The sequence below is a fragment of the Saccharibacillus sp. O23 genome, assembly GCF_002205895.1.
Lineage (GTDB): Bacteria > Bacillota > Bacilli > Paenibacillales > Paenibacillaceae > Saccharibacillus.
The window spans coordinates 1-18,464 of record NZ_NJDE01000031.1 but is presented as its reverse complement, the minus strand read 5'-3'; the positions used below and the strand labels follow the sequence as shown (position 1 = coordinate 18,464).

The 18,464-nt window shown below is 62.3% G+C and carries 8 protein-coding genes; all 8 read left to right on the top strand.

The window, feature by feature from the left end; all coding sequences use genetic code 11:
- Window positions 1–775 precede the first annotated feature (775 nt).
- Window positions 776–1,735 (top strand): ABC transporter permease, encoded by a 960-nt coding sequence (locus CDO73_RS25020; RefSeq protein ID WP_088491226.1) that lies wholly within the window; start codon window positions 776–778, stop codon window positions 1,733–1,735.
- Window positions 1,736–1,770: 35 nt separating this feature from the next.
- Window positions 1,771–2,646: a carbohydrate ABC transporter permease gene (locus CDO73_RS25015; protein ID WP_088491225.1), complete on the top strand. Its 876-nt coding sequence runs from the start codon at window positions 1,771–1,773 to the stop codon at window positions 2,644–2,646.
- Window positions 2,647–2,785: 139 nt separating this feature from the next.
- Complete coding sequence (locus CDO73_RS25010) at window positions 2,786–4,471, top strand: extracellular solute-binding protein (RefSeq protein ID WP_088491224.1); 1,686 nt, start codon at window positions 2,786–2,788, stop codon at window positions 4,469–4,471.
- A gap of 43 nt (window positions 4,472–4,514) precedes the next feature.
- Entirely contained in the window at window positions 4,515–6,749 is a 2,235-nt protein-coding gene (locus CDO73_RS25005; protein ID WP_088491223.1) for a hypothetical protein, read from the top strand.
- A 264-nt stretch (window positions 6,750–7,013) separates the two neighbouring features.
- Window positions 7,014–11,405, top strand: coding sequence for an Ig-like domain-containing protein (locus CDO73_RS25000; protein WP_088491222.1), 4,392 nt, complete (start codon window positions 7,014–7,016; stop codon window positions 11,403–11,405).
- Between the two features lie 133 nt (window positions 11,406–11,538).
- Entirely contained in the window at window positions 11,539–13,815 is a 2,277-nt protein-coding gene (locus tag CDO73_RS24995) for a helix-turn-helix domain-containing protein (RefSeq protein WP_088491221.1), read from the top strand.
- Between the two features lie 156 nt (window positions 13,816–13,971).
- Window positions 13,972–14,715, top strand: a complete 744-nt coding sequence (locus CDO73_RS24990; protein ID WP_143536183.1) for a hypothetical protein — start codon at window positions 13,972–13,974, stop codon at window positions 14,713–14,715.
- Window positions 14,716–14,729: 14 nt separating this feature from the next.
- Window positions 14,730–18,464 (top strand): glycoside hydrolase family 2 protein (locus CDO73_RS27295; protein WP_143536182.1); only part of this gene is annotated, 3,735 nt, incomplete at its 3' end.

The window sequence follows — 18,464 nt, the reverse complement described above, 5'->3', positions numbered from 1 at the left end:
AAAAAAGGTGATTTTTCGAGAATTTCCCCCCGTTTTTTGCGGCTAACGAATCTACGATCCGTTAGCCGTAAAAAAGCGGGCAAAAACAGGCTCTAAGGAATCTGTGATCCGTTAGAAAAAGAACGACTCCGGAAAAGAGGTTTGCAGGAGGCTGAAACGGCAAATTGACGAGGAGAATTTGGTCGCGACGGTTCGATCTGCTTGATCGATTCGGCGATTCGGCAGGTTTGGATGGAGCGCAAGGCGCGGCGGTTTCTTGCTAAGGTATTCGTCTTCCGGCGATCGGGTCGTCTGCCGAATCCTTATAGGCCTGACGACGCATTGATCTCTCGGCGATCCGAATCCGTCCCGCCGTCTAACGGATCGGCGCGGCGTGGATGGTGCAATGATTTGTCGACGCGACGCAAGGTTATCCGGTATTCCGCCGTCCAATCCATCGCCGCGATCCGCATCTTCCCCGGCGACCAGATACCTGCCGCGAAGATACTTTCCTGCACCTGTCAGCACTCTTCCCGCCGCCCGCCCGATTAACCCGATTCGCGCAGCCGCCCGCAATCCGCGCTTCTCGCAAGAACCGCGCAGCGGCGGGCTTTATAACCGATAAACGCGAAAACTGAATATTGCTCCGGGCCTTCCCGAGCGGTATCGTAACAGGCAGAAACGGCCCTTTCGACAGACAGACCCAAGCCTAAAATGATAACGCTTACTCAGAAGGCCACGGAGCGGACGGCAGCGCACCTCCCTCCCGGCCCGGCCGCAAAAAGGAGGTTCCGGCATGAAAGCCAATCCCGCCAAAGAAGTTCGGCTGCGCCAGCAATCGCAGGCGCCGAGCCGACGCTTCTGGCACACGCAGCGTTTCAAAACGAACATGCCGCTGTGGCTGATGTTCGTCCCGGTCATCGTGTTCTATCTCGTATTCAAGTACGCTCCGATGGCGGGCCTCGTCATCGCGTTCAAGAACTACACGTTCTATGAAGGCGTATGGGGCAGCCAGTGGGTCGGATTCGACAATTTCCGCATGCTGTTCACCCAAGCGCAGTCGCTTCAGATTATCCGCAATACGCTGCTGCTGAGCGTGCTCAGCGTGGTGATCGCGTTTCCGTTTCCGATCATGCTCGCGATCATGCTAAACGAAGTCCGCCGCAAATGGTTCAAGAAAACGGTGCAGACGCTCGTCTATCTGCCGCATTTCTTTTCTTGGGTCATCGTCGGCGGTCTCGTGGTCACGATCTTCGCCCAATCCGGCATCGTCAACGTGCTGCTGGAGAAGCTGACCGGACAATCGTTCGCGTTTTTGTTCCACGAGACTTCGTGGGTTGCCATTTTCCTCGGATCGGGCATCTGGAAAGACGCCGGGTTCAGCGCCATCATCTATCTGGCCGCGCTGACCTCGATCGATCCGAGCTTGTACGAAGCGGCGTCGATGGACGGAGCGGGCAAATGGAAACAGATCCGGCATATCACGCTGCCCGGCATCGCGCCGACGATCGTCATCATGCTGATCTTGGCGATGGGACGGGTGATGGAAGTCGGATTCGATCAGGTGTACGTGCTTCAGAATTCGATCGTCTCCGGCATCTCGGAGGTCATCAGCACTTACATCTACGCGATCGGCCTGCAAGGCGGACAGTTCAGCTTGACGGCGGCGCTCGGGTTGTTCGAATCGCTGGTGGCGTTCGTGCTGGTGCTGATGACCAACGCCGTTGCCCGACGTTTCGGCAAAGGGCTGTGGTAAACCGGCATCCGGCATCTTGAGAAGGAGGAAACCTCATGCGATCGACAAGAGGAGAGCGTACGTTCTACCTGTTCAATTATATTCTGCTGACGCTGGCCGGCATCTTGTGCCTGCTGCCGCTGCTGCATCTGGCGTCGTTGTCGCTCAGCGGCAAGAATGCCGTCCTGTCGGGCTTCGTCTCGCTGTGGCCCCGGGAGATCACGTTCGAATCGTACAAGCTGCTGTTCGAAGGCACGCCGATTCTGCGTTCGTTCGGCAACAGCGTACTGATCACGGTCGTCGGCGTGGCGCTGAGCATGGTCGTAACGATCTGCGCCGCTTATCCGCTGGCCCGCCGCGAATTTTACGGACGCCGCTGGATCTCGCTCGCCATCGTGTTCACGATGCTGTTCACCGGCGGCCTGATCCCGACGTATCTCGTGGTCAGCTCGCTCGGACTGGTCAACAATTACGGATCGCTGTGGCTGCCCGCGCTGGTCAGCACGTACAACATGATGATCATGCGGTCCTTTTTCGAAAATATCCCCGAAGAACTGGTCGAAGCCGCGCGCATCGACGGTTCCGGGGAATGGAGGCTGCTGCTGCGGATCGTGCTTCCGCTGTCGCTGCCCGTACTCGCCACGATCGGATTGTTCTACGGCGTGTATTATTGGAATTCGTTCTTCAACGTGATGATCTATATCAACAGTCCGGAGAAACTGAACCTCACGGTGCTGATCCAGCAGATGGTACGCAGCCAGTCGGTGCTTCAAGAGATCAATACGATGGATACCCAGCAGGTCAGCAACATTACGCCGGAAGGCATCAAAGCCGCGGGCATCATGGTCATGATCGTGCCGATGCTGATCGTGTATCCGCTGCTGCAGCGGTATTTCGTCAAAGGCGTGACGATCGGCGCGATCAAAGGCTGAACCGTCTCGACCGTTCGGAACAACGCGCCGCTCGCCGCATGTACGGAAGCCGAGTTGTTTCGATTCTTTTTCCGGCAAAATGTAAGGGGTTGCAAGAACGCGCCGAGGGCGCATCCATATCCGAAGGGGGTTATCCCGCATGACAAGAAAAAGATTGTCCGCGATCCGTACCGCCCGTACCGCCCGCAAAGCCGTATACGCCGCGCTGGCCGTCACGTTCGCGCTCGCCTCGGCAGGCTGCGGCAGCGGCGGAGGTTCGACGAAAGCCGAAAGCAAAGACGGAGCGGCCGCCGAGAAACGCGGTTCGATCACCGTTTCCCTCTATGATCGCGGCAAGGTGCCGTCCGCCGAAGGCACGATGGACAACAACCGCTGGACCAAATGGGTCAACGAGAACGGGCCGGTCGACGTGAAATACGTGACGGTACCGCGGTTCGAATCGCTTCAGAAGTTCAACGTGCTGTTCGCTTCGCGGCAGGCTCCCGATCTGATCTTCGAATACGATACGGCTTATCAAGGGCAGCTCTATAACCAGAAACAGCTCATGCCGCTGGACGATCTGATCGCTAAGCACAGCACGCAATACAAAGCGATGCTCGAGAAATATCCGGCGCTCAAGAAGGCGGGCACGATGGAGGACGGCAAAACGTATCTGGTCGGCCGCCCGATGGAACTGACGCCGCAGCATTATTTGTTGATCCGCAAAGACTGGCTGGACAAACTGGGGCTGGACGTGCCGAAGACGCCGGAAGAATTCCTCGCGGTCGCCGAAGCGTTCACGCAGAAAGACCCGGACGGCGACGGACAGGCCAATACCGAAGGAACGGGACTCAGCTTCGTGGCCGGCATCATTTTGAACCATATGTTCGGCACGGGCTTTACGTTGTTCGGCGAAGACCAGACTCCGTGGGTGCTGGAGAACGATCAGGTCGTGCACGATTGGGACCGGATCCGCGCTTCGATCGCGTTCCAGCAGAAGCTGTACGACGCCGGCGTGGTCGACAAAGACTTCGTGACGGACAAGAACGGCGAGAAGCAGAAGCAGATGTGGATCTCGGGCAAGCTCGGCATCTACGGCAGCAACGGCGCGGACGTCAGCTCGTACGAGGCTCTCAAGCAGAACGTGCCGGACGCCGAAGTGATCGCGATGGCGCTTCCGAAGACGGAATTCGGCAGCTACAGCCCGACGCTCAGCAGCCCGGTGCAGATGACCGGCATGGTGAACGCGTCGGCCAAAGATCCGGAATCCGTCATGAAGATGATCGATTTCATGGTCAGCGACAAATACACGAATACGATCCAGAACGGCATCGAAGGCGTGCATTACGAGAAGACTTCGGACGGACGCGCCAAAGCGATCGACCCGGAGAAAAACAAAACGGAACTCGAATACAACCGCGACATGAGCATGCTGACCCCGCTGATCGGCAAAAACTACGGGATCAAAAACAAAGTGAATCCGACGCCGGCCGAGCAGGATTACATCAAGATCTACGACGAAGCGGTCGAAGCGTACATGGACCCGTCCCGCCCGATGGTCGGCATCACGCAGCGCGCTTACCTGCCGCTGCTGCCGCAGAATCTGGCGACGATCAACACCAACGCCAACAAGACGATCCTCGATATGGCGATGCAGACGATCGTCAGCGGCGGAGGCGAAGCGGCGGTCGACAAGTTTATCGCCGATGCGCAGAGCGTCTGGGACAAAGCCGGCGGCGCGCAGGTGGACGAATTCTACGCCAAATGGTACGCCGAGAAAAAGGACGACGCGATCTTGATGTCCGATATCTACGAGATGGGCGAGCAGATGAAGAAAGAAGAATAAAACGAAGCCGGGCAAACGAAGCAAGCAGAAAGGGGGAAACGTCGTGCATTCATGGGCGATCGGCGTCATGCGCCGCATCTACGCGCAAGCGTCGGACGGCATTGTGATCGAGAACGGACTGGTCCGCTACGACCGGCCCGGCCATACGCGGCAGATCGCGCATTTGCCGTACTGCCACGAAGGGCGGTATTCGGCCGGTTATTACGCGATGGGCCTGCTGCTGGAGCAGCGGGCGGAGGCGCGGTCAGAAGCGGAGCCGCAGGCAGGGGGAGCGGCGGTTTCGGACGGAGGAAAAGCTTCGGGTTCGGCGGCCGCCGCGGAAAGAAGTACGACGGCTCAAACAGCGCGGGAAACCGCGCTTCGCGAAACCGGAGAACGAGCCGACATCGCGACCTTCGACCTTCGCCAATGCGGCGAACGCGGCGCGGACACGCTGCGCGCGCTGGCCGAGCTTCAGATCCGCGATCCGCAGCACGAGCATTACGGCGCGTTCCGCTGGTACGCGGAAGAAGCGAAGGTGCAGGATTCGAACGCCGCTTTCTTTATCTTGATGCCGCTCGTGTCGCTGCGTCTGCGAGCGCCGGACGCGATGCCGGCGGAACACGTCGCCGTCATGGACGGAATGCTGCGGCATGCGGCGTTCTGGTTCGAACGCGAATGCCGCGAACCCGAGCTGTACTACCCGAACAAAACGATGAGTGACGGCGCGATGCTGCTGGCGATCGCGCATCTGCTCGGCGACGGGAAGCGGCTGAAGATCGCGGGCGACTATTTCGAACGCTGGGAAGCGTACACGGCGCGGCGGGGTTGGGGATGGGGCGAGAATATGAGCCTCGTCTACCAGGGCGTCATGCTGAACGCGCTGGAGATCGCCGCGCCGCTGCTTCGTATCGATCGGCCGGCACTGGCCGATCGGCTGGACGGGCATCGGGAAACGCTGCTGGACATTCTGCGTTTTCACGACGGACGCGAATTGGTGCCGTCGATCCGCAGCTATAACTTCGGCGGCGCGGTTCGCCGGAGCAGCTTGGCTTGGTTGATCGCGGGAGTGACGGGGACGGACGAGTTGGAAACGCAAGACTCGGGGGAGACTTCGTTTCAGGTGAACGATTTTGCGACGCTGCTGCTGTTCGAGAAGGAATTTCGGGAGCGGGGCGGCGGCGATGCCGAAGCAAAAGGTCGAGCAAATGGAGAAACCGACGGAAGCGTCGGAAGCTCCGCAAAGGCCGGGAGTACGGCGAACGCCGCCGCTTCGCCGGGGCGGCAGCCGGTTCCCCGCATCCGCGAAGAACGCGTCTTCGACGGCGCGACCGCGTACAGTTGGATCGGAATCCGGACGCGGCTCGGCAGCTTGAACGTGTTCCCGGTGATTCCGGGCAGCTATCAGCACGAGACGTGGGGCCTCGGCTGGCAGAGCTTTCCGCTGTCGGCGGCGGCCGAAGACGGGCAGGTGTCGTATGCCCGCTGGTACGTCGACGACGGGCAGACCGTCCGCACGCATCCGGCCGAGAGCTATAAGACCGCTTATCTGATGCCCGCGCTGTTTCGCGAATCGCCTTATCCGGACGTGCGTACATACGCCGCTCAGAACGGCCATGCGCTGCTGGCGCTGCGGGTGCTCGATCGCGTCGTCCAGACGGCGGCGGAGATCGCCGACGAATGGCTGATTCCCGGTTACGAAGGCGAAGCCGCCGAAGTGACGGGCGGCGACGGACGCCTGTGGCGGGTGCTGCGCTATCCGGGAGCGGCGATCGCGATCGCGCCGCTCGAAGGGATTCGGTTCGGCGGCGAGACCCATGCCGAACCGAACGCAATCTTCGATGCGGCCGGCGACAATCCGGACCGACGTCGGGAAGCCGCGGCGCAGTCCGGCAGCGCAGACGTCTCGGCAGCGGACGACAATCCGCTCTCGACGCCGAGGCTTCAAGAGCGCGAAGCGGAAACGGCCCCGCCGGAACGTCGGCCCGGCATCCTGCACGCCGAACGCGAGGCGGAACGCTTGAAGCTCCGCCAAGTGCTCTACGCCGGCGGCGGGCCGGGCACGCTTCGCGCGCCTCGTCTGGAAGCCGGCTGGGCGGTGGTGTGCTTGGACGACGCGGCGGACGAAGCCGCCGTCCGGGCCCGTCTGGCGCAGATCGAGGTTCGCGACGAGACGCTGGACGATCGCGAAGTTCCGCGCGAACCGCATGAACGCATTCGGTTCGTGCGGCTGCTCGAAGGCGGCCGGGAGCAGGTGTCGTTGAAGCTGGACCCGCACGCGCCGGGCAGAACGCATTGACTTTAAGCGGTGCGATGCTGCTGCCGCATTGACCCTGCCGCGTCTTCGCACGGCGCGGCATCGATTGGATTTTTCAAGCATATCTGTCGTTCTTTCCGGATCGGGCCGGCGCATGGTCGCGTCGGTCCGGACGCTGACGTACACGAAAATCGGAACCTTTCGGACGTTCGAACAATCAGGCGGAACCCGCGCGCTTTGCGGCCTCGTTCCGCCTCGCCTTATCCGTCTTATTCAATCCCGCTATGCAGCGGAAGGAGATGAAACATGAACGGACAAGTCTGGAAACGAATGAGCGTATGCGTAATCACCGCCGTATTGACGATCGGAAGTCTGCCTGTCGGAATCGGCCTTCGACCGGCCGATGCGGCCGAAACCGCAAGAGATCGGATCGTATCGAACGAGGAACAGCCGCAAAGCGGCGCGGCCGCGAATGTTCCATCCTCGATCAAGACCGCCAATTCGCCGTCCGGCGAATCGCAAGCGGAACCGGCAAGCGGACAGCCGACGCCGGAAACGAGCGAGCCGGCTCCTCAGCCTCAAACGCCCGAAGAGCCGAACGAACCGCAGCCGGATTCCGACGCCGAAGTTTCGCCAGGCAGCGAAGCGCTGCCGGAGATGCCGGAAACGGAATCCGTCGAAGAGCCGCAGGCGAATCTCCTCTCCGGCGCAGCCGTCGTCGCCGACGATTTCGAATCGGGCACGGTCGGTTCGTCTCCGGCAGGTTGGACGATCGGCACGCCGCCGGCCGGCGTAACGGCCAAGATCGCCGAATCCGCCGAACGAGGCGGCAAAGTACTGCGAATCCAGCAGACCGCGCCCGTCGCGTCGGGCCATAACTTCCGGCGCACCGCGGCGATCTCGACGAACCGCGCTTCGCTCTCGTACAGCTTCAGCGTCGATCAGACCAACGCCGTCGTGTATCTGCCGACGCCCGCGGCCGCCGGACAAGCCGGTTCGATGGTGCAGTTCGCCGTCTACGGCGGCGAGATCAGTTACATGAAGCAGGGCGTCTCCGGCTGGACCAAGCTGATGCCGGTTACGGCCGGCACTTGGTACGACGTGCGGATCGCCATGAACAGCACGGCGACCACGTTCGATCTGGACGTGAACGGCCGCCGCCTGCTGACCAAAGAACCGATGAAGATTCCCGGCCCGATGGCTTCCTTCTACTTAGGCGTCTATCGGGAAAACGCGGGCGCGGCCAGCTTCGACGACTTCGTCGCCGAAAATTACGTTCCGGCGGTCTCGGCTTCGTTCGCCGAAAGCGAATACGCCGTGGCGACCGGCCGCGCGATCGACCTGACGCTTCAATTCGATCCTTCGAACGCGACCGACCGCAACGCGACGTTCTCGTCGAGCGACGAATCGGTCGCGACGGTGGACGCGAACGGCCGGGTGACGGGCGTCGCGCCGGGCACGGCGACGATCTCGGCGCAGCCGGACGAAGCGCTGCCCGCGGCGCAGACGACGGTCGTTGTCGCCGATATTCCGGCGACGGGCATCGAGATCGAGCCGCTCGGCGGACCGGTTCCGGTCGGTTCCCGCACGCTGCTGAACGCGACGATCCAGCCGGAAGATACGACGGAAGCCGAACTGACTTGGATCTCCTCCGACGAATCGGTCGCGACGGTCGACCGTTACGGCGAAGTGACGGGCGTGTCGCCGGGACAAGCGACGATCACGGCGAGTTCCGCGAACGGCACGGCCGAAGGCCAAGCGGCGGTCACGGTCACGGCGCGCACCGTCATGACGCAGCTGTTCGTCTCGCCGCAGGGCAGCGACAGCGGCGACGGCAGCCAGAGCGCGCCGTTCGCCACGATCGGGCGGGCGCAGCAGGAAGTGCGCGCGCTGAACGACGCCATGACGGGCGACATCGTCGTGAATCTGGGCGCGGGCACTTACGAACTGGAAGAGACGTTGGCCTTCACGCCGGAAGATTCCGGCACCGGCGGGCATTTCGTGATCTACCGCGGCGCGGGCGGCGAAGAAACGGTCGTCAGCGGTGGCCGTCCGATCTCCGGCTGGACCGAGACGCAGCCGGGCAGCGGCATCTACCTGGCGAGCGTCGACGCGGATCTCGAAACGCGGCAGTTGTTCGTCGACGGCGTGCGCGCCGTGCGGGCGCGCAGCGAAGGCGGACTGGACCGTCCGAACAAAACGGCTTCCGGCTATACGTCCCGCGATACGCAGATCGCGTCGTGGAGCGACGCGGACGAACTGGAGTTGGTCTTCGAAGACGTCTGGACCAACTCCAGAGTCCGCGTGCAGTCGGTAACGGCGGCGAACGGCTTGGCGCAGTTCACGCTTCGCGAACCGGGTTGGGCCAGCGTCAAAGACCGCGGACAAACGTCTGCCACGCTGCCGGTCTATTACGAGAACGCGCTCGAATTGCTTGACGAGCCGGGCGAATGGTATCTGGACGGAGACGCCGACTTCATGTATTACATGCCGAGAGACGGCGAAGATTTGAGCACGGCGCAGGTGATCGCGCCGGAGTTGGAGCAGTTGGTCACGATACAGGGCGTATCCGCGGACGATCCGGTGCGCAATCTGAACTTCGAAAATCTGGCGTTCATGTATTCGACTTGGATGCATCCGAGCACCGACGCGGGCCACTCCGACGCGCAGAACAATCATCTGCGCTACAAAGGCACGCCGGACGAGCTGCCGCCGGCCGCGGTCGAAGCGGAACTGGCGAATACCGTCAACTTTACCGGCACGACGTTCGCCAAGCTCGGCATCACGGGACTTCGGCTGCAAAACGGCGTGCAGAACAGCTTGATCGAAGGCAACCGGTTCTACGACATCTCCGGCGGCGCGGTCAACGTCGGCCAACCGAATTCGTCGGACCGAAACGTGTTTAATCCGGCCGATCACCGGTTGATCATGAAGAACGACGACGTGTTGAACAATGTCATTCACGATATCGGCGTCGATTACAAATCGGCGGCGGCCGTGTCGGCCGGTTACCCGCTCGATATGGAGATCAGCCATAACGAGATGTACAATCTGCCTTACAGCGGCGTGCATATGGGTTACGGCTGGGCCAAAGATTTCGATCCGGTGACCAAGAACGTCAAGATCGAAAACAACCTGATCTACGATCTGATGGGCATGGGACTCAAAGACGGCGGCGCGATCTATACGCTCGGCACGACGGGCGGAACGGCCGCGGACAAGAACCTCGTGCGCGGCAACTATATCCGCAACCAGCTCGAAGCCAACGCCGCGCTGTATACCGACGAAGGTTCGGCATACTGGAAATTCGACGGCAACGTGATCGACCTGAAAGACGCGCCGAAATGGAGTTCTCCGATCCGTTGGGCGATGGCTTACGTGCCGTCGATCCACGACGTGGAATACGTGAACAACTACACGACCACCAGTACCTACACCAACAACGGCACCGGCGTTCTTTTCCAGAACAATACGGTCGTCCCGGACGCGAACTGGCCGCAGGCCGCGCAGAACATCATCGCTAACGCGGGACTTCAGCCGGCTTACGCTTCGCTGAACGACGAGGAAATCGGACGTTGGCGCGTATCGGATCTGGAAGTGGCGATCGGCGGAGCAGAGACGCTGACTCCGAACGAGCGCGGCGGCAAAGACGAACCGATGACCGGCGCGGGCGCGGAGATCCTATACCGCAGCTTGAATCCGGCGATCGCGACCGTCGACGCGCAAGGCGAAGTCGCGGGCGTCTCGCAGGGCATGACGGAGATCGAGATCCGCATCGTCAAAGGTAGCGTGCAGCGGATCTTGAACGCGCAGGTCCAAGTCGGCGACGAACCTGCGGACATCGCGCTCGAAGGTCAGCCGGGCGGCGTCGCGCATGTGAAAGAAGGACAGTCGCTTTCGCTCCAACCGTACGGAGTGACCTTGTTCGGAGATCGGACGACGGTCAGCGCGGCGGCTTACGACAGTTCCGACGACTCGATCTTCACGGTCGACGCATCCGGCGAGCTGGTCGCGCACGCGGTCGGCACGGCGACGCTGACGTTGACGGCGACGGCCGCGGGAGGAGGAACGGTAACGGGCGATTACGAAGTGCGCGTGTGGAACGAACAAAGCGCGGACGCCGTTTCGCTCGAACCGTTCGTCGAAGATCCCGACGGCTGGCGGGTCGAAGCGGCGGCGAACGCCCTTAGCGAACTGGAGAACGGCGTGCTGGCGCTGCGGGCGCCGGCCGGTTACGCGGTCTACGCGGAGCGCAAGTTCCAGAACGAGAAGCTGGAGTTCGGGCTGAAGATCGACGACGCGGCGGATTCGGCCAACTGGTACGCGATGATGTTGGGCAGTCAGGACATCTCGCGCAATTACAGCACGGGCACGATGTATCTGGCGATCATGGACGACGAGAAGATCGAGCTGCACCGGTTCAATAACGGCAAACGAACCATCTTGTACGGCACGGTCAATAAAGACCAAGGCATTTCCGGCCCGGCGGGCTTCGGCGTTCCGAACACGATGCTGACGTTCGGGCAGCAGCACCAGATCGAGACGGGCGTGTTCCAAGAAACCGGAGGCGTGCGGATCGTGCTGAAGTCGGACGGGCAGGAAGTGTTCAACTATCTCGATACGTCGCAGCAGGCGATCGGCGAAGCGGGCCATCTGGGCTTCGTTTCCCGCGAGCGGATCACGGAACTGTCGTATTGATCGGGAGTCGAACTTCATAAATCTTACGCTTGAACGCGGGACGCGTCGGCGCAGCGGAGAGGTCTCTCTCGCTGCGCCGCTTCGTCCGTAAGTCGGGACATGACGCCGCCGCGCGAATCAGGGGAGGAAGAACATGCAGAAGAAATGGCTTTACCGGCTGATCCTGTCGTATTTGCCGATTCTGTTCGCGGTGGTGTCGTGCCTCGTGATCGTGTTTTTCATGACGCTGAACGAAACGGTGCGCAAGCAGACGCTGCGCGCCAACGAGATTTACGCGCAAAACGTGGTGCAGGTGGTCGACACGTCGCTGCGGGGCATCGAGACGCCGACGATCAAAGGGCTGCTGCTGAACGAACGGGTCGGCGGCTTTTTCCAAGAAGCGCAGGGTTCGACGCCTTACCGGGATTACGGCGTGACCGAAGCGCTGCTCGATTTCATGTCGCCGCTGCCGATGATCGATTCCGTGTATTTGTACCGGCGCGCCGACGACAAGGTGCTGATGCAGTCGTTCTCGTCGTCGCTGCAAGCGTTCGGGGACCGGGCGTTTATCGAGCAAACGTTGGCCGATCCGGCCGCCCCGGTCTGGAGCGGGCTGCGTCAGATGCAGCTGTTCCCCGGCGACCGCGAACCGAGAGCCGTCGTGTCGCTGAGCAAAGCCGTTCCGTATTTCTCCGGCGAGCAGGGCTTGATCGTCGTCAACGTGCGCAAAGAATCGATCCAATCGATGATCCAAGAGATGAGCCGGGAAAACGTGGACGTGTGCCTCAAAGATCAAAGCGGCGGCATTATCGGAGGATCGGAGCAGAGCTGTTCGGACGAAGGCGGACGCGAAAAGATCTCGATGACGTCCGCTTATACCGGCTGGAACGTGGAAGTGCGTCTGGCAGGGGTCGGCGCGTTCTCGCTGCTGTCCGCGTTCTCCAACCTGTGGGCGCTGCTCGGGTTCGCCGCGATCATCGGCGGAATCGCCGCCATGACCTATATCAGCCATCGGCATTACCGGCCGCTCGGGCAGGTCATGAACCGGATCACGGCGCTGGCGGAGCAGCATAGGCAGCGCGGGATTCTGCTGCCGGGCAGCCGCGACGACGAATTCGCGTTTATCGAGCGTTCGCTGGAGAAACTGATCGAGCAGGCCAACGATTACGAACGCCAGCAGGCGGAAGGGCTGCCGTATCGCCGGGCGCATATGTTCAAGGAACTGCTGGAAGGCAGCCGCGACATGCCGCCGGAGGAATGGAGCCGCGAGACCGAGAGCCTCGGCATGGACGGCGAGTTCGGCGGCGTGATCGTCGGGATCGCGGAGATCGACGCGTACGCTTCGCTGTCGGCGGAACATACGGCGCGCGATCTGGCTTTGTTCAAATTCATGCTGCGCAGCGTCATTCAGGAGATCGCGGACGATTGCGGCGAACCGCTCTGGACGGAATGGATCGGCCCCGACCGGCTCGGACTGCTCTACCGTAGGCGTTCCGTCTCCGACCGGCCGGCCGATCCGGCGCGGCTTGCGGCGATGGCGCAGCAGGCGGGAGGTTGGCTGAAGCAGAACGCGAAATTCACGGCGACGTTCGGCTTCGGAAGCGCGGCCGAGGAATTGACGCAGGTGCCCGCTTCGTACCGCAAAGCGCTGGCCGCGCTCGACCGCAAAGTGGCCGAAGGTCCGGACCGCGTCTACGTGTTCGGACGCGCGGGCGAAGCGGTCGGAACCGGCGGCGGAATGGACGCGCTCGTGCAGGCGGTTCGCGAAGCGGCGTTGGCGTTCCGGCTCGGCAGCGGCGAATGGGAAGAGTTGATCGAACGGTTCTTCGCGCTGATCGCGGCGGACGGCTGTTCCAAAGAAGACGTCGTGCGGCTGATGAAGCTGCTCGAAGCGCAGTTCCGGCGGGAAATGCAGGAACTGCCGCCGCCGATGCAGGAGATCTGGGCCGGCTGCGCGCTGCGCGGCATCCCGTCTTCCACGGCCGACTTCGAGTGGATCGGCGAACTGAGAGGACCGCTGCTCGAATCGCTGCGGGAAGCGGAAGCGCGCCTGCGCGAAGGCCGCATGAACCGCGAGCATTACGATCTGGCGAACCGGATGCGGGAATACGTCGCCGAACATTACGGCGATCCCGACTTCTCGCTCACCCATATCAGCGAAGCGTTCGACGGCAACGCCAAAACGATCAGCCGGATCTTCAAAGAAGAGATCGGCGAGAAGTTCGTCGATTATCTGGCGCGTCTGCGGATGGAAGAAGCGAAACGGCTGCTCGTCGAGAGCGACGAATCGGTGCAGACGATCGCGGAGAAAGTCGGGTATCTGTATCCGATGTCTTTTATCCGCGTGTTCAAGAAGCTCGAAGGCGTGACGCCCGGCGAATACCGCAAAGAGCGGCAGAGCGACGAAACGAAGCGCACGCGCGGCGGATAAGCTCGGAACGTCTTGATTTCGGTGATCGGCGGACTAGGAAAACAAGGCGCCACTTTGTCGCTATCGTCGCGACTAGTCGGAACAAACGGCAAGGATGCGAGGAAGAGCCGTTCACGCAAGCGCGAGAAAAGGATAAATGGAAGGATGAACGCGAAGATGACTCAAATCGAACGTTGGATGTATCGGGCTTGGAGCGAAGACGAGGAGGCGGCCGAACTGTATTTTCGGCAGGAATCCGAGCATCGGGAAGGGCTGATCGCGGCCATGAGGGAAGCTCGCGTATCGGCGCTGAGCGTGTTCGGAGGCGGCGGGCATTGGTTCCTGTACGCGGAGACGGAGCAGGACGGCGGCGCGGGAGAGCCATCGGGCATATTCGAATCGCAATCGTCCGGTTCCGCGCCGGGGAGATTCGAAGACGAAGCGTTCGAACCGGAGCTTCTGCTGCCCGGCGCGGATTCGGTGCTGTCGGCATGGCCGGGAGAGACGCGGAGCCGATCGTTCGTGCCGATGGCGGATATTTTCCATTACCAGCGCCCGGCGGACGGCGAGCATTGGCGAAGAACGGGGCAGACGGAGAGCTATGGACGCATCGCGCGGTTGAAGCCGGACAAAGTGTCGAGCTACGTGTTTTACCATTATCAATATCAAGAAGAAAAGCCGGGAGACGGCGACAAGTACGGCATTATCGGACTGAACGAAAATCTGTTGTTTTTCTATGCCGAACGGCCGTCGACGGTCGAACCTGCCCCTTACGAAGGAACGCTGACCACCCGGAACACGCCGCAAGATTGGGCAGCCGTCATGCAGCCGCATTTTGTCGAATGGCCGGATAGGCAGGAGAACGAGAAGATCTGGTTGAATCTCAAGCGCGCGTTCGATATTCGGATGCCCGAAGCCTAAGGGGGAATCGGAAGATGACAGGCCGCAAATCGCAAGCCGAAACGTCTGGAATGCCGGGAAGGCTGTGTTCGGACCGGGCGGCGGACGCCGTTCGGCACGCGGATTCGAAAAAGGAAACGCTCGAAGCGAATCCGGATCGGGAACGCATCAGTTTGAACGGGCAGTGGGACTTCATGCCGCTCTACGATCGGCCGCAGGAGCTGTCGCTGCCGCCGACCGTCGTGTACGAGAAGCGGAAAGTGAACGTGCCGTCGAGCTGGCGCGGAGCGTACGAATCGCGTCCCGGCTACACGTTCGGACGAATCGAAGAATACGATTACGGGCTGTTCGCTCCGTACGACTATCCGCGGGGGTGGGACCTTGCGGAAGCGGGACTGCTTCGCCGAAATTTCGAAGTGCCGCAGGAGTGGACCGGACGGCGGATCGTGCTGCGGCTGGACGGCGTCATGCAGCAGGCGGCGGTATACCTGAACGGGATCAAACTGGCGATCTGGCGCGACGGCTATCTGCCGCTTCGCTTGGACGCGACGCCTTATGTTCGGCCGGGCGAGACCTGCGAACTTCAAGTGGTCTGCGCGAATTTCGACAAGACGGCGATTCCGTCCGGCGCGGTCAAGGTTACGGGGCTGACCGGCTCTTGGTTCGGTTATTTGGCTCGCGGTCTATGGCAGGACGTTTGGTTGGAAAGTTACCCGCAGACGACGATCGAAACGGTGGCTGTGCGAACGTCGGTAAGGGAAGGGCGGCTGGAAATCGACGCGTCGATCGGCACGGGCGCGGGGCATGCGCCGATCGGTAAGCTGACCGCGTCGCTCAAAGTACGCCGGGTCGGCGGTTCAGGCGAAGCGCCGGTGCTCGCCGCGGAGACGGCGGTGCTTCGCGGCGGTTCGGGCAGCGATTCGGCGGCGGACGATCCGGATCCGGCGGAGCAGCGTCGGCAGGCGGCGTCCGACGAACGTGCCGCGACAACGGGCGGAGCAAGCAGCGAGCCGGGCGGAAGCGGGAATTTGCCGACGCCCGCCGGGCCGACTGCGTCTGCGGAATCCGCGCGGTCGAGGGATGCGCCTGCGGACGAACCGCGCGAATCGGACGAACCGCATACGCAAATCTGCCGGGAACCCGGTCATAGATCGATCGCGGAATCGCCGTTCGCCAATAACGAAAGCGATACGGCAGAGTCCGGTACGATTCTCCGCCTATGCGAAAACGACGCGCTTCCGCCGCTCGGCCGCGCGAGTTTCCTCGTACGTTGGACGGATGCGGAGCTGTGGAGTCCGGATTCGCCCGTACTGTACGAAGCGGAGTTGGAATTGGCGGAAGACGGGGTCGTCGTCGATCGCAGAACCGAGCGGTTCGGGTTCCGCGAATTCTGGAACGAAGGACCGGAATTCGTGCTCAACGGCGTTCCGATTCGGCTGCGCGGGGATTCGTGGCATTTTCAGGGGCCGACGCAGCAGACCGAAGACTACGTGCGGACTTGGTACGCGATGTGCCGGGAAGTCGGCGTCAACTGCATCCGGCTGCATGCGGAACCTTATCCGGAATATTTCCTGAAGATCGCGGACGAGACCGGCATGCTGCTGGTCGGCGAAACGGCGATCTACGGCTCCGGCAAATCGATGGCCGCCGACCATCCGGATTATGTTCTGAACGCGCTGGAACATGTGCGCCGTCTGGTGCTGCGCGACCGCAACCGGCCGTCGGTCGTGATGTGGAGCGTGGAGAACGAGATGCGTTGGGTGGACGGACGCGACGAATTCAAACGGCATATTCCCGTTCTGATCGACGCCATGAAGCAGCTCGACCCGACCCGCCCGATCGTCGCGGAAGGCGACAACCGGCTGCTGCCCCGCGAATCGACCGAAGTCGAGAGCCGGCATTACAATATCGACGGCACGATCGCGCAATGGGACCGCCGGGTGCCGCTGACTTTCGGCGAACACGGAAGCTGGTGGTACATCTGTCCGCAGAACGCGAGCATGTACGTCGGATTCGGCGCCTACCGGCATACGGACGAATCGGCTAGAGGCTTGGCGGAAAAAGAGCGGCTGTTCGTCGAATACGCGCGGCGGCAGGGCGTATCCGGCATCTCGACGTTCAACTTCGCGCATTATTTCATGCGCGCCATGCCCGAGCGGGACATTCCGCTCGAATGGGACGAACAGGAGTCGCCCGGCGTGAAGCCGGATTATATCCCGGCTTATTCGCTGACGCTGAACAACGGCCTGCTGCCGCCGGAATATCCGGCGTACCGGCCGAATCCCGCTTTCGCGATCATGGCCGAAGCTTTCCGTCCGGCGGCGCTGATCGCGGCCGAATACGATCGCGCTTTCTTCGACGACGGCGAGATTCGCCGCACGTTCGACGTGCATAACGATACGCTGACGGCCCGGGACGTCGCGATCGAATTCGCGGTGTCGCAGGGCGGCCGGGAACTGCGGCGGGAAACGGTCCGTTTCCGGCAGGAACCGGCGGAACGGCGGATCGCGGAGTTCCGGTGGATGCCGGAGAGGGCGAAGTGGACGAACGGGAAAGCGGACAGAGGTGGAGGAAAATCGCCGACTCGTGCGGCGAATGAAGTTCGCGAGGATTCCGAAACCCGACGGAACGCAAGCGAAAGAGCGCAGCCGGAAGTTGAAGCAGCGAACTGCTTCAAGAATCCGAACGTCGATTCGGCCCAAGGTATGCCTGCCGAATCAGTAAGCGCTTCGGTCGAAGAAACGGCGGGGCCGTCCGAAGTCCGTTCTCTTGAAACGAGCGAGCGCGCGACGCTCACCGCCGTGCTCTATCATGACGGGCAGCCGGTGCACGAGCTGACCAAGCTTTACCGCGTGTTCTCCGCCGATCTGCGGAGCGAACCGATCGAAGTCGACGGACCGTGCTTCTATATCGGCCGCGACGACGATTACGGTCTGCTGAGCGCGCTTGTCCCGGATTGTTCGCGGACGACCGCGAAAGAACTCGACCGTCTGCCCGCGGAAGCGCTGCTGATCGTCGGCAGCTTCGCGCGCGACGAAGACGGCCGCCTCGAACGCGGCGCGAAGGCGCATGCCGCGCGCGGAGGCCGCCTGCTGGTGCTGGAGCAGGACGTCTTCTCGATCGGCCGCCTGACGCTGAGCCGGCGGGACTTTATCCGCGCCCATGCGGGCAGCTACGACCATCCGATCTTCGCCGGGCTGGGCGACGAAGACCTCATGTTCTGGGACCCCGAGCTGCGCGAGGAAGGCCCGTCGCCGATCGCGGCGGCCGCGTTCGAGAAGCCGGCGGCGGGCGATTACCGCCTGCTGCTGGAGAGCAGCGCCGGCGACTTCGGCGACGGCGGCGATCTGTGGACGCCGCTGCTGGAATATCGCGGCGGCGGGGGTTACCTGCTCGCGAACCAGCTCGGCTTGACGAGCCGGTTCGCGCGCGTGCCGCAGGCATGCCTCCTGCTGCGCCGGCTGCTGGCGCATGCGGGCCGCGCGGACGTCGTCGCGCCTGCGGGGGCGCGAAGCGCCCTCGCGGCTCCGCTTGGCGGAGCCGGAGGAAGCGCGGCGAAGGCGCGCTTCCTGGGCGGGCGAGGCGGCATGGCCGAACGCCTGCTGACGGCGCTTCGCCTGCCGTTCGAGCCGCTGCGCCGCGGCCGCGACCTGTCGGCGCTGGCCGCCCGCCTCTTCGCGGCGCGCGGTCCGGCCGAGGACGCGCGGCCGTCCGGGGCGCGGAACGCGCCGGACGATCTTTCCGCCGCAGACAGCTCGGCGGAAACGGCG

Bases quoted from the DNA above. Each gene is read 5' to 3' on its own strand.
- CDO73_RS25020 (WP_088491226.1), top strand. From the start codon at position 776: ATGAAAGCCAATCCCGCCAAAGAAGTTCGGCTGCGCCAGCAATCGCAG.
- CDO73_RS25015 (WP_088491225.1), top strand. From the start codon at position 1,771: ATGCGATCGACAAGAGGAGAGCGTACGTTCTACCTGTTCAATTATATT.
- CDO73_RS25010 (WP_088491224.1), top strand. From the start codon at position 2,786: ATGACAAGAAAAAGATTGTCCGCGATCCGTACCGCCCGTACCGCCCGC.
- CDO73_RS25000 (WP_088491222.1), top strand. From the start codon at position 7,014: ATGAACGGACAAGTCTGGAAACGAATGAGCGTATGCGTAATCACCGCC.
- CDO73_RS24995 (WP_088491221.1), top strand. From the start codon at position 11,539: ATGCAGAAGAAATGGCTTTACCGGCTGATCCTGTCGTATTTGCCGATT.
- CDO73_RS24990 (WP_143536183.1), top strand. From the start codon at position 13,972: ATGACTCAAATCGAACGTTGGATGTATCGGGCTTGGAGCGAAGACGAG.